Below are 12463 nucleotides of genomic sequence, written 5' to 3' on the forward strand. Positions count from 1 at the left end.
CGGTGGGGGCTGTCCATCGGCTGTACCGCCGTGCACGGTTCTTCGTCCGCCGTGTCGTGTCCTTCGACCGGGACCGCGTCCTCCAGTTCGCCCGCCAGTCGGCGGCGCTCTCGAAGGCCCCGGTATGGTGGGTCGCCCTCGACATGGCGTGGTGCGCGGTGCGCTACGAGACGACGTTCGAGAATTACTCGGAGTGGGACTTCCGCATCCTCCGATCGCGCGAACGTCGCACCTATATGACGGATCCGAAGTCGTTCCATCTCTCGCGGCGACTCAACGACAATGCCGTTCGCGGCATCTTCGACGACAAGCTGCAGTTCGCTCACCGCTTCGGCGATGAGCTCGGTCGTGCGTGGCTCGACGTCACGACGTCCGACACCGCTGCTCTGGCGTCCTTCCTCGGCGGACGCGAGCGCGTCATCACCAAGAATCCCGGCGGCGTGGGCGGCAACGGCATCACCATGCGCGAGGTCGCGGCCATCGACGACGTTGCGGCCTTGCGTGACGAGCTGCTGGCCTCGGGCGAGACGCTCGTCGAGGAGGTGCTGGTGCAGCATCCGGAGATGGCGCGCCTGTATCCCGGCAGCGTGAACTCGCTGCGGGTGGTCACCTATCGCGATCCCGACGACGACGTGCATGTGCTCGCGTCCGTGTTGAAGGTCGGCAACGGGGGAGTGATCGACAACTTCTCCAACGGCGGCATGTACACGATGCTGGGTGACGACGGCCGTGCTCTGCACGCCGCCAGCGACGAGGAGGGGCGACCCTTCGCCACCCATCCGATCACCGGGGTCGAGATCACCGGTTACCAGGTGCCGCTGTACCCCGAGGTCCTCGAGCTGGTCGACCGTCTCGCGCGTCGCGTTCCCGAGATGCCCTACATCGGGTGGGACATCGCCATCACCCCGGAGCGACCGGTGGTCATCGAGGGCAACCACAACACCGGGGTGTTCCAGTCCAAGCCGTCGGTGTCGGGGATCCGACACGGGCTTCTGCCGCGCTACCGTGCCGCCATGCGTTTCTGACGCACCACGGCGAATCGCACTGACAATCCGACGAGACGGAGAACGAGCAATGGGTCGATCACGCGTCCGACTGGGGTACCTGCTCGACCGGGCCCGCAACCTGCGCATCGGCAATCTCGTCGAGTTCGGGCGTCAGGTGCAGAAGGTGTCGAAGGCGCCGCTGCCGGTGATCATCGTCGACATGCTCTGGTGCTCGGTCAAGTACGACATGGGCTTCCGCGATTACGCGGTGTGGGACATCCGCCTGCTGAACGCCCGAGAGCGCGCCACCTGGATGACGCACCCGAAGTCGTTCCGCATCACGCGCATGCACAACACCCCGGAGGGGCGCTCGAAGCTCGAGGACAAGCGACGCTTCGCCCGTGAGTACGCCGACCTGCTCGGTCGCGAGACGCTCGATCTGCGCGACGTCGACGATGCCGAGCTGACGGCCTTCCTCGCCCGTCATCCCAAGGTGCTCGCGAAGCCGCTCGACGGCCACGGCGGCGGGGGGATCACGCTGCACGAGAACGTCTCGGATGCCGCGGCCTTCCGCGCGGAGGCGACCGCCGCCGGACAGTCGATCGTCGACGAGTTCATCGTGCAGCACGACGACATGGCCTCGCTGTACCCCGACAGCGTGAACACCGTCCGCATGATCACGTTCCTCACGCCCCAGGGGGACGTGCGGCTGCTGGCGAGCGTCCTGCGGATCGGCAACGGCGACGTCATCGACAACTTCGCGTCCGGCGGGATGTTCACGATGATCGACGAGCACGGGGTGGCGCTCTACCCCGGCGTCGACAAGAACTCCAACGTCTACCGCGAGCACCCGGTCACGGGGACGTCGATCGTGGGTTTCGCGGTGCCGCTGTTCGATCAGGTGCTGGCGCTGACCGAGGCACTCGCCCGCCGCACGCCCGAGGCTCCCTACGTGGGATGGGACCTCGCCATCACCCCGAGCGGCCCGGTCGTCATCGAGGGAAACCACAACTCCAGCGTCTTCCAGCCCAAGCCCTCGGCATCCGGAGTCCGCACGGGCCTGCTTCCGGTGTACCAGGCCGCGGTCGGTTTCTGAACGGCTGCCCGTCGCCGCGGCAGACGAGAAACGCCCCGAGTCTCGGACTCGGGGCGTTTCTCGTTGCGGCGGGTCAGCTGGCGGCGACCAGACGCGAGGTCTCGTCGTGCCAGCTGGTCGCGACGGCGCGGAGCTTCTCTTCGTACTTGCGTCCGTGGTGCGCGCAGAACAGCAGCTCGCTGCCGTTCACCTCGGCCGCGATGTAAGCCTGTGCGCCGCACGAGTCGCATCGGTCTGCCGCCGTCAGGCGGTGCTCGAGGACGGCGGTGGTCTCTGCGGAAGTCGACGTGGTCATGAAGGGTGCCTCCTCGGTCGATCGGGACGTGCAACTGAGTGCCTCCGATACAACCATGCGCAGCCCGGGGTATGCCCCATTTGACGTGCATTTCGCTCTGCGCGTACGCTCGCGCCCGCGCGGAGCCGCGGGGAGTCCCCGCGGGAGTGTGTCCTCCCGCCGGTGTCGGGCGGCGCGGATACGCTTGGAGATCGTGACCGCTGAGTATTCCGCCCATCACCTCCAGGTGCTCGAAGGACTCGAGGCTGTCCGCAAGCGACCGGGCATGTACATCGGCTCGACCGATTCGCGCGGACTCATGCACTGTCTCTGGGAGATCATCGACAACTCCGTCGACGAGGCCCTCGGAGGGTACGGCTCCCGCATCGACATCGTGCTCCACGCCGACGGCAGCGTCGAGGTGCGCGACCGCGCCCGCGGCATCCCCGTCGACGTCGAGCCCCGCACCGGCTTGACCGGTGTCGAGGTCGTGTTCACCAAGCTCCACGCGGGCGGCAAGTTCGGTGGCGGATCCTACGCCGCCTCGGGCGGCCTCCACGGCGTCGGCGCCTCCGTCGTCAACGCGCTCTCGGAACGGCTCGACGTCGAGGTCGACCGGGCAGGCAAGACCTACGCCATGTCTTTCCACCGCGGTGAGCCCGGTCGGTTCGCCGGAGACACCCCGGACTCCGGCTTCACCCCGTTCGAGCGCTCATCCGAGCTGCGCGTCGTCGGCAAAGCGGCGCGCGGCACCACGGGAACACGCATCCGCTACTGGGCCGACCGGCAGATCTTCACGAAGGATGCCGCGTTCCACCTCGACGAGCTGGAGCAGCGTGCCCGGCAGACGGCCTTCCTCGTGCCGGGCCTCGAGCTCGTCATCGTCGATGAGCGCGCTGACGAGCGCGTCGAGACGAGCTATCGATACGACGGCGGCATCTCCGAGTTCGCCGAGTTCCTCGCTCCCGACGCTCCGATCACCGACACGTGGCGCCTGACCGGCTCCGGCACCTTCACCGAGACGGTTCCGGTGCTGCAGAGCAACGGCGCGATGGTGCCCACCGAGGTGGAGCGCACGTGCGAGGTCGATGTGGCGCTGCGGTGGGGGACGAGCTACGAGACCGTCACGCGCTCGTTCGTCAACATCATCGCGACGCCCAAGGGCGGAACGCACCAGCAGGGCTTCGAGCAGGGGCTGATGAAGGTCGTCCGAGCGCAGGTGGAGCAGAACGCCCGGCGGCTGAAGGTCGGCAACGACAAGCTCGAGAAGGACGACATCCTCGCCGGGCTGACCGCGGTGCTCACCGTGCGGGTTCCCGAGCCGCAGTTCGAGGGGCAGACGAAGGAGATCCTCGGAACCCCCGCGGTCCGCCAGATCGTCGCGAACGTGGTGAACCGCGAACTGACGGCACGGTTCACCTCGCCCAAGCGCGACGACAAGGCGCAGACGGGGCAGCTGCTCGAGAAGGTCGTCTCCGAAATGAAGGCGCGCATCTCTGCGCGCACGCACAAGGAGACCCAGCGCCGCAAGACCGCGCTCGAGTCGTCGTCGCTGCCGTCGAAGCTCGCGGACTGCCGGACGAACGACGTCGCCGAGTCGGAGCTGTTCATCGTCGAGGGCGATTCGGCCCTGGGCACCGCCAAACACGCGCGCAACAGTGAGTATCAGGCGCTCCTGCCGATCCGCGGGAAGATCCTCAACGTCCAGAAGGCGTCGGTCAGCGACATGCTCTCGAACGCCGAGTGCGCCGCGATCATCCAGGTCGTCGGCGCGGGATCGGGGCGGTCGTTCGATCTGAGCGCCGCGCGTTACGGCAAGGTGATCCTGATGAGCGACGCCGACGTCGACGGCGCCCACATCCGCACTCTGCTGCTCACGCTGTTCTTCCGGTACATGCGACCGCTCATCGAGGACGGCCGTGTCTTCGCCGCCGTGCCGCCGCTGCATCGGGTCGTCGTGGTGAACCCCGGCTCGAAGCCGAACGAGACGATCTACACCTACTCCGAGGCCGAACTCCACACGCTGCTCACGAAGCTGCGCAAGTCCGGTCGCAGGTGGCAGGAGCCGGTGCAGCGCTACAAGGGGCTCGGCGAGATGGATGCCGATCAGCTGGCGACGACCACGATGGACCGTGCCGGGCGCACGCTGCGTCGGGTGCGCGTCGAGGATGCCGACGCGGCGAACGCGGTGTTCGAACTCCTCATGGGCAACGAGGTCGCGCCGCGCCGCGACTTCATCGTCACCTCGAGCGACCGGCTGTCACGCGAGGCGATCGACGCCTGACCGCCGGGCATCCCGCGGCCGAGGGTGCGAGCCGCATGCGACTCGGAGAGAACGACGCGAACCTCGGACGCCGCTCGGCTGACGGTCCGAGATCCGCGACGTTCTCGAAGGTTCGCCGCCTCCGGTGAGCGCGACGCGGCAGCGCGGGGCTGAACGGGCCGGGATCAGGAGACGACGGTGCCGACGGCGCCGACGACGCCTTCGAGCGGCTGGCCCGACGCGTCGCGCTTCGCGCCGGGCGCGGGGAGCGCACGCGTGGCTCCGTCGGGCCCGACGGCGCGCGGGGCGTCGCCGACCCAGCCGAGGGTCAGCGTGTCCTCGCCACGGAGGAAGCGCTGCGCGCGCACCCCTCCCGTCGCGCGGCCCTTCGCGGGGAACTCCGAGAAGGCCGACACCTTGCCGCTACCGGCATCCGCGCCCGCGAGAGACTGCGTCGAGCCGGCGATCGTGACCACGACCGTGTCGTCGGTCGCCGTGACCGCCGTGAACGCGATGACGCGCTCGCCCTCCGAGACCCGGACTCCGGCCATGCCTCCGGCAGCACGTCCCTGAGGGCGCACGGACGCCGCGTCGAAGCGCAGCAGCTGAGCGTCGGAGGTGACGAAGACCAGTTCGGTTCCGTCGGCCGCCGGGGCGGCGCCCACGACGCGGTCTCCGGGCTTGAGGGAGATGATCTCGGCATCGGGCTTCCCGGGGGCGAGCTCGGTCGCCGCCACCCGCTTCACGACCCCGTGGGCCGTGCCGATGGCGATCGGCGGCTCGGCCGTCAGCGGCACGATCGCGACGACGTGCTCATCTCCGACGAGCCCGACGTACTGATCCGCTTTCGAACCGGCCGCGAGCTGCACGCTGTTGCCGGGCACCGACGGGAGGTCGACGGGCGAGAACCGCACGAGTCGCCCGGTGCTCGTGACCGCTCCGAGCTCGCCTCGCACCGTGGCGTCGACGGCCGAGCGTACGGCGTCGTGCTTGCTGCGCCGCGCCGGGGGCACGATGCCGCTGCTGAGCAGGTCGTCGCCCAGCTCGGCGCGCACCATCCGCCCGGTCGCCGACAGGAAGACACGGCACGGCGCGTCCGCGATCTGAAGATCGGCCACCGCCTTCTTGCCGGCACGGGCGGTGACCGGCCCGCCGTTGAGCAGCAGCGTCCGCCGGGGGGTGCCGTAGGTCTCGGCGGCCGCCTCGAGCTCGCGCGCGACCTGAGCGCGCAGCAGCACCTCGCTCGACAGCAGCTCTTCGAGATGCGCGATCTCGCCCTTGAGCTGGTCGCGCTCGGTCTCGAGCTCGACGCGGGAGAACTTCGTGAGGCGTCGCAGGCGCAGCTCGAGGATGTACTCGGCCTGGGGCTGCGACAGGTCGAAGACGTCCATCAGCCGTCCCCGGGCCTGCTCGCCGTCGTCGGAGGTGCGGATGACCTGGATGACCTCGTCGATGTCGAGGATCGCGATGAGCAGCCCCTCGACGAGGTGCAGGCGCTCCCGCTTGCGGGCGAGGCGGTAGCTGCTGCGGCGGGTGACGACCTCGATGCGGTGATCGAGGTAGACCCTCAGCAGTTCCTTGAGCCCGAGCGTCTGCGGCTGCCCCTCGACGAGAGCGACGTTGTTGATGCCGAACGAATCCTCGAGCGGGGTCAGGCGGTAGAGCTGCTCGAGCACCGCGTTGGGGTCGAAGCCCGTCTTGACGGTGATGACCAGGCGCAGACCGTGGTTGCGATCGGTGAAATCCGCGACATCCGAGATGCCGGTGAGCTTCTTCGCGCCGACGGCGTCCTTGATCTTGTCGATGATCCGCTCCGGCCCGACCATGTAGGGCAGCTCGGTCACCACCAGGCCGGTGCGCCGCGGGCCCAGCGATTCTACCGACACCTTCGCCCGCGTGCGGAACGAGCCGCGCCCGTTCGTGTATGCGTCCTTGATGCCGTCCAGTCCGACGATGACGCCGCCGCCGGGGAGGTCGGGACCGGGCACGAACTCCATCAGCTCGTCGAGCGTCGCGTCGGGGTTCTCGAGCAGGTGCACCGCGGCGGCGACGACCTCGATGAGGTTGTGCGGAGCCATGTTCGTCGCCATGCCGACGGCGATGCCCGTCGTGCCGTTGACGAGCAGGTTCGGGTACGCGGCCGGGAGCACGGCGGGCTGCTGGAACTGACCGTCGTAGTTCGGGATGAAGTCGACGACGTCCTCGTCGAGGTTCTCGGTGAGCGCGAGGGCGGATGGAGCCAGCCGGGCCTCGGTGTAGCGTGCGGCGGCGGGACCGTCGTCGAGCGACCCGAAGTTGCCGTGACCGTCGACCAGCGGCACCCGCAGGGCGAACTCCTGCGCCAAGCGCACGAGCGCGTCGTAGATGGCCGAGTCGCCGTGGGGGTGCAGCTTGCCCATGACCTCGCCGACGACACGGGCGCTCTTGACGTGCCCCTTGTCGGGCCGGAGACCCATGTCTGCCATCTGGTACAGGATGCGGCGCTGCACCGGCTTGAGGCCGTCGCGGGCGTCGGGGAGGGCGCGCGAGTAGATGACGGAGTAGGCGTACTCGAGGAACGACCCCTGCATCTCCGCCGAGACGTCGACGTCCTCGATGCGCTCCGGCTGGTCGGGGACGGGTGAGGCGGTGCGGGATGCGGCCATGAAGCTGTACGGACCTCGATCGGGGATTCGGGTGCGGAAGCCCGTGTGCGAGACTGTCCGCGATGTCCTCCAGCCTACCGATCGACCCGCCGACGGCCCGGAGCCTCACCGGTGTGCTGCCGCAGCTGATCGCCTCGGTCTCGGGCGCGCCCGACTGGTTCGGCCCCGCCCGCTCCGCGATCGTCATCGTCGCCGACGGACTCGGCCGCGGCAACCTCTCGATGCGCGGCGCGTACGCCCGCTTCCTCACCGAGCGGATGACCAAACGGGATGCCGTGCGCACCGTCTTCCCCGCGACGACGGCGGCCGCCCTGACGAGTCTGTTCACGGGGGTGCTGCCCGGGGAGCACGGCATCGTCGGATATCGCGTGCGGGTACCCGGCACCGAGCTGTTGCCCAATCAGCTCACCGGCTGGGAGACCGCCGGCCTCGACCCGCGGGCCTGGCAGCGGTCGACGCCGTTGTTCGAGCGCGAGGCCGCGTCCGGTCGTCGCTGCTTCGTGGTCAGCCGCGGGCAGTACGCGAGCACGGGGTTCACGACCGCCACGGTGCGGGGTGCGGAGTTCGTCGCGGTGAGTGCGATAGCCGAGCGTCTGGACGTCGCCGAGGCGCTCGCCGCCGAGCACGACGGCGCCCTGGTCTACGTGTACATCCCCGAGCTCGACGTGATCGGTCACGCGCACGGCTGGGAGAGCGATCGATGGTCGTCCGAGCTGGAGTCCATCGATGCCGTGCTGCGGCGCTGGGATCGCCGGGTCGGGCCCGGGATCGGCGCCGTCCTGACGGCCGATCACGGGATGGTCGATGTCCCCGAGCACCGACACGTGCTCCTCGCGGAGAACGACCCGCTGGTCGAGGAGGTGTCGTCGATCGCCGGTGAGCCGAGGATGCTGCACCTCTACGCCGAACCGGGCGCGGCCGAGCGCGTGGCCGAACGCTGGCGTTCGGCCGAATCACGCAGGTCGTGGGTCATGACGCGGACCGAGGCGGAGGCAGCGGGCCTGTTCGGCGTCGTGCATCCCGAGGTCGAGGCGCGCATCGGCGACGTGCTCGTGGCCGCTCGGGCCGACATCGCCTACTACGACGATCGTCTCGTCGACAAGAAGGCCCAGCGGATGGTCGGCCAGCACGGCTCGCTGACCGATCAGGAGCGGATCGTGCCGCTCGTTCGCCTGGGCGCGTTCGCCTGAGGCCCGCTCAGGCGTCTTCGCTGCGGGCGCCGAAGACGATCTCATCCCATGACGGCATCGAGCTGCGGGCGCCGCGACGACGCGTCTCCGGCGCGGGGTTCTCCCCGGCGGCGGAGGGGTCGTCGGTCTTCTCGGGCTCGACGGCAGGTGCCTGGTCGCCGGACTCGAGGGCGTCGAAGAGCGCGACCGGCGTGCGCTCGCGCGTCTCGCCCCGGTCGTCGGTGGGCATGGGCTCGCGCTGGCCGCGGCGCCGGCGGAGCGCTTCGAGGAGGTCCGCCGTCTCGGAGGAGGTCACCACGGGTTCGGGTGCGCGCTTGATGGCGGCATCCTGCGCGGCGGAGCCCTGTCCGCGAGGGGCCGATCCGGCGGATGTTGTCGCCTCGGGCTCGGCGGCGGAGTGCCGCGGCCCGAAAGCGCCGCTGTCGAAGCGCGACTCGTCCTTGGGCTGCGGCGTGTCGAGGGCCCGCAGCCGGGGGATGAGTCCCTCGGGGAGCGAGCCCTGACGGGAGAGCTGAGTGGCGTCGGAGTTGAGCGGCGAGAGGGAGGAGCGGCGCGGATCGAAGGACCACCGTGCGTCGTGCTCGACCTCCGCGACGGTGAACTCGAGCTTGACGACCCAGCCGTCGGGTTCGCGCCAACTGGTCCAGCGCTCGCCGGTCGCACCCGCTTCGCTGAGCTTCGTGCGCACCGCCGTGCCGAAGGTGGGCTGCGCGTCGGGCTCGAGCTCGCCGGCGATCAGCACCGGCACGGACAGCGCCTGTCCCACGACGTGCTCGCGCTCGGCGACGATCGGACGCTCGTAGCGCGCGACGTCCTCGATCCGGATGCCGAGCAGTGTCGCGACATCGGGTGCGCTCATGCCGGCGCGGATGTGCGCCTGGATCTCGCGGGGGCTGGGGCGCACGGCGCGCGGTTCGTCGGCGGGCCGTGCCGTGCGCAGTTGCGCACGCAGGGTGTCGTTCACCGGCAACGCGAAGCGCTCCCCGGACTCGGTGGCGAGGACGAGGATGCCCTCCTCGGTCCCGATGACCTTGAGCTGTTCCATGCGCAGAACCCTCCCAGCGGATACGTGTGCCGTCATGGTGTCACAGCGTTCCGGCCTCGGCGGGAATATCCCGGGCGCGCCGCCGGTTTCGGGGGCTGGACCGGCGGAAACGAGCGGATCGCGGAAGTGTCTTCCGCAACGTTTTGCGAAAACTGCGCCCGTCATGCAAACTATCGCCGCCCCACTCGGCGCGGCAACCGGCAACACCTGGAAGTAGAGGCCTTTCGACATGGCTACGGATTACGACGCACCCCGCAAGACCGAGGACGACAGCGAGTCGATCGAGGCCCTGAAGGAGCGCGTCCCCGACAAGTCCTCGGGGTCGATCGACAGCGAGGACGCCGACAACCCCTCGGGTTTCGAGCTGCCCGGCGCCGACCTTTCGGACCTCGAGCTCGACGTCGTCGTCCTGCCCCCGCAGGAGGACGAGTTCACCTGCATGGAGTGCTTCCTCGTGAAGCACCGCACCCAGCTCGATCACGAGTCGTCGGTCGGTGCGATCTGCACCGAGTGCGCCGCCTGATCATCTCGGAGCTTCCGGCCCTCGACGCCTCGGCGTCGGGGGCCGGTTCTGTGTCCGCCGGTCCGAAGCGGCGGCTGGCCCCGGGGTGCGGTGTCAGGCCGGCGGCCGAGGCGACACCCGGGTGGCCGCCCCGCCGTCGCTCCGGGCCTGCTCGATGACGGCCGCCACTCGTGCGGGCGTGCGGGTGGAGAAGACCCAGTGGCTGACGGGGTCGTCGGGGTCGACGAGCTCCACGCGCGCCACACCGTCGATCCCGCCGCGCAGCAGGTGCCACGACGAGGGCGACAGGCCCGGGCCTCGCGCCTGGCGTGCGTCGTCCCCGACGAAGATCTCGACCGCGCCGAGGTACCGCACCTCGACGCGCGCCCTCCCCACACGCAGCCAACCGTCCGACACTTCGACGACGGGCGACAGCGCCAAGAGTCCCGCCACCACCAGCGCGCCCACGACGATGCCCGCGACCAGCCCGATCACGGTGTCGAGGGGTGCCAGGACGAGGGCGACCATGGGGCCGCACACCGCGGCGCTGACGAGCACCCACAGCGAGGGGCTCAACCGCTCGCGGTAGGTCGCGCTGGGCAGGGTGGCGGGGGCGGAACTGTGCATTAGCCTCGTGTGGTGACCGAATCCGTGGACGTCCCCATTATCGCCGTCGACGTTCCCGCTTACGCACACCCGGGCGATGCCGGAGCCGATCTCGTGTCGACCGAGGCCCTGCGCCTCGAGCCCGGGCAGCGGGCTCTCGTGTCGACGGGCGTGCGCATCGCACTCCCGGAGGGGTTCGCGGCGTTCGTCGTGCCGCGCAGCGGCCTGGCGGCGAAGCACGGCATCACCGTCGTGAACGCGCCCGGAACCGTCGATGCGGGCTACCGGGGCGAGATCAAGGTCACCCTCTTGAACACCGACACCGCCGACGCCTACGAGATCGTCCCCGGCGACCGGATCGCGCAGCTGATCGTCATGCCCGTCGCCCGCGCACGGTTCATCCCCGTCGAGACGCTGCCGGACAGTGTCCGAGGCGAGGGCGGTTTCGGGTCCACCGGTTACCAGCAGACAGGAGTCCCCGCATGAGCGACGACGCGAAGACAGCTCCCGCCGACCGCGCGACGGGCGGTCCGTTCGACGAGTCCGAGGCGAACCCGGTCCGTCCCTACATCGATCTCGGCGGCATCAAGGTGCTGCCACGTGAAGGCTTGAACCTCCGCCTGGAGGTCGAGGAGCAGACCAAGCGCATCGTCGCCGTCGGCCTCGACTACGCCGGTTCGACACTGCAGGTGCAGCCCTTCGCGGCGCCTCGGTCCACCGGGCTGTGGGAGGAGACCCGCGAGCAGATCCGTCAGCAGGTGCGCCAGCAGGGCGGCCGTGTCGAGGAGCGCGAGGGCCCGCTGGGGCCCGAACTGCTGGCCGAGGTGCCGGTCGTCGCCGGGGCCGACGGGAGCGGCAAGCGTCTGGCGCGCTTCGTCGGCGTCGACGGTCCACGCTGGTTCCTGCGCGGCGTCATCGGCGGCGCGGCCACCGGTGACATCGAGGCAGCGGCGCAGGTCGAGGACCTGTTCCGCTCGCTCGTGGTGGTGCGCGGCGGGTCGCCGATGCCGCCCCGCGATCTCATCCCGCTGAAGATGCCGGCCACCCCCGGCTCGGCGTGACCGGGGATCCGCAGCCGGCGTCGTCGTCCGACGACCGGTCGCCCGAGCTCACTCCGCCGGAGCCCGCGTCCGCGTCCGGTGCGCTGGGCGCGGCGCTGGGCGAAGCAGCGCGGAAAGCGGGATTCGACCCGTCGACCGAGGCCTCCACCGGCGGGGTCGTCTGGCGGGCGATGGGCGGATTCCGCGGAGTGCTCGAAGCAGTGCTTCCCGGCCTCGTCTTCATCGTCGTGTTCACGCTGACCACCGACCCCGAGACGCGCGAAGCCGACCTGTGGCTCTCGCTCGGTCTCTCCGTCGGCGTCGCAGCGATCTTCACGCTGGTCCGTCTGGTGCAGCGCGGGCCGGCCGGCGCCGCCTTCGGCGGCCTCGTGGCCACGGCCGTCGCGGCGGGCCTCGCCCTGTGGACCGGGCGCGGCCAGGACAACTTCATCCCCGGCCTCATCACGAACGCCGCCTACGGCACCGCCTTCCTCGTCTCTGCGCTCATCGGCTGGTCGCTGATCGGGCTGGCCGCCGGCTTCCTCATGAACGAGGGCGTCGCCTGGCGCCGGGACAAGCGCAAGCGGCGGGTCTTCTTCTGGCTCGCGATCGCGTGGGCCGCCCTGTTCTACGCTCGCCTCGCCGTGCAGCTCCCGCTGTATTTCGCGGACGAGGTGGCCGCGCTGGGCACGCTCAAGCTCGTGATGGGCCTCCCGCTGTTCGCGCCGCTCGCCGCGGTGACGTGGCTCGCCGTACGCGCGCTCTATCCGCGCCGCGCCGAGTGATATATTTATCTCGACGTCAAGATAAATTTCC

General features: G+C 70.0%; 12 protein-coding genes. 8 read left to right on the plus strand and 4 right to left on the minus strand.

Annotated features, from left to right (window positions below):
• The first annotated feature begins 2 nt into the window (after window positions 1-2).
• Together HW566_RS15080 and HW566_RS15085 are read left to right on the plus strand one after the other, a co-directional pair.
• Window positions 3-1025 carry a sugar-transfer associated ATP-grasp domain-containing protein gene (locus tag HW566_RS15080; RefSeq protein ID WP_178014246.1) on the plus strand — a complete coding sequence of 341 codons (1023 nt, stop codon included), beginning with the start codon at window positions 3-5 and terminating at the stop codon, window positions 1023-1025.
• Window positions 1026-1074: 49 nt separating this feature from the next.
• The gene (locus HW566_RS15085) at window positions 1075-2082 is read left to right on the plus strand and encodes a sugar-transfer associated ATP-grasp domain-containing protein (protein ID WP_178014248.1); all 1008 of its coding nucleotides are present in this window, start codon (window positions 1075-1077) and stop codon (window positions 2080-2082) included.
• A gap of 73 nt (window positions 2083-2155) precedes the next feature.
• Here the strand turns inward: HW566_RS15085 and HW566_RS15090 are convergent, their stop codons facing one another.
• Window positions 2156-2377, minus strand: coding sequence for a DUF7455 domain-containing protein (locus HW566_RS15090; RefSeq protein WP_178014250.1), 222 nt, complete (start codon window positions 2375-2377; stop codon window positions 2156-2158).
• Window positions 2378-2570: 193 nt separating this feature from the next.
• Here HW566_RS15090 and HW566_RS15095 point away from each other — a divergent pair, with 193 nt between their 5' ends.
• Window positions 2571-4640, plus strand: coding sequence for a DNA gyrase/topoisomerase IV subunit B (locus tag HW566_RS15095; RefSeq protein WP_372955781.1), 2070 nt, complete (start codon window positions 2571-2573; stop codon window positions 4638-4640).
• Window positions 4641-4804: 164 nt separating this feature from the next.
• Here the strand turns inward: HW566_RS15095 and HW566_RS15100 are convergent, their stop codons facing one another.
• The gene (locus HW566_RS15100) at window positions 4805-7264 is read right to left on the minus strand and encodes a DNA gyrase/topoisomerase IV subunit A (RefSeq protein ID WP_178014254.1); all 2460 of its coding nucleotides are present in this window, start codon (window positions 7262-7264) and stop codon (window positions 4805-4807) included.
• A gap of 62 nt (window positions 7265-7326) precedes the next feature.
• Here HW566_RS15100 and HW566_RS15105 point away from each other — a divergent pair, with 62 nt between their 5' ends.
• A complete protein-coding gene (locus HW566_RS15105; RefSeq protein WP_178014256.1) occupies window positions 7327-8454 on the plus strand; it encodes an alkaline phosphatase family protein in 1128 nt (375 codons plus the stop codon).
• A gap of 7 nt (window positions 8455-8461) precedes the next feature.
• Here the strand turns inward: HW566_RS15105 and sepH are convergent, their stop codons facing one another.
• Window positions 8462-9499 (minus strand): septation protein SepH, encoded by a 1038-nt coding sequence (gene sepH, locus HW566_RS15110; RefSeq protein ID WP_178014257.1) that lies wholly within the window; start codon window positions 9497-9499, stop codon window positions 8462-8464.
• A gap of 229 nt (window positions 9500-9728) precedes the next feature.
• On the opposite strand from sepH, the gene HW566_RS15115 reads away from it, so the two are divergent.
• Complete coding sequence (locus HW566_RS15115) at window positions 9729-10022, plus strand: DUF4193 domain-containing protein (RefSeq protein WP_178014259.1); 294 nt, start codon at window positions 9729-9731, stop codon at window positions 10020-10022.
• Between the two features lie 93 nt (window positions 10023-10115).
• On the opposite strand, the gene HW566_RS15120 is transcribed toward HW566_RS15115, so the two are convergent.
• A complete protein-coding gene (locus HW566_RS15120) occupies window positions 10116-10628 on the minus strand; it encodes a DUF3093 domain-containing protein (protein WP_178014261.1) in 513 nt (170 codons plus the stop codon).
• A 12-nt stretch (window positions 10629-10640) separates the two neighbouring features.
• Between HW566_RS15120 and dut the strand changes: the two genes are divergently transcribed.
• The 3 genes from dut to HW566_RS15135 are packed head-to-tail and all read left to right on the plus strand — an operon-like array spanning window position 10641 to window position 12432.
• Complete coding sequence (gene dut / locus HW566_RS15125) at window positions 10641-11093, plus strand: dUTP diphosphatase (RefSeq protein ID WP_178014263.1); 453 nt, start codon at window positions 10641-10643, stop codon at window positions 11091-11093.
• On the plus strand, window positions 11090-11668 hold the full coding sequence (locus HW566_RS15130; protein ID WP_178014265.1) for a DUF3710 domain-containing protein: 579 nt from the start codon (window positions 11090-11092) through the stop codon (window positions 11666-11668). Before dut ends, HW566_RS15130 begins: the two co-directional genes overlap by 4 nt.
• Window positions 11665-12432, plus strand: coding sequence for a DUF3159 domain-containing protein (locus HW566_RS15135; protein WP_178014267.1), 768 nt, complete (start codon window positions 11665-11667; stop codon window positions 12430-12432). The genes HW566_RS15130 and HW566_RS15135 overlap by 4 nt, the downstream gene beginning before the upstream one ends.
• Window positions 12433-12463 lie beyond the last annotated feature (31 nt).

It is taken from the genome of Microbacterium oleivorans (assembly GCF_013389665.1).
Lineage (GTDB): Bacteria > Actinomycetota > Actinomycetes > Actinomycetales > Microbacteriaceae > Microbacterium > Microbacterium oleivorans_C.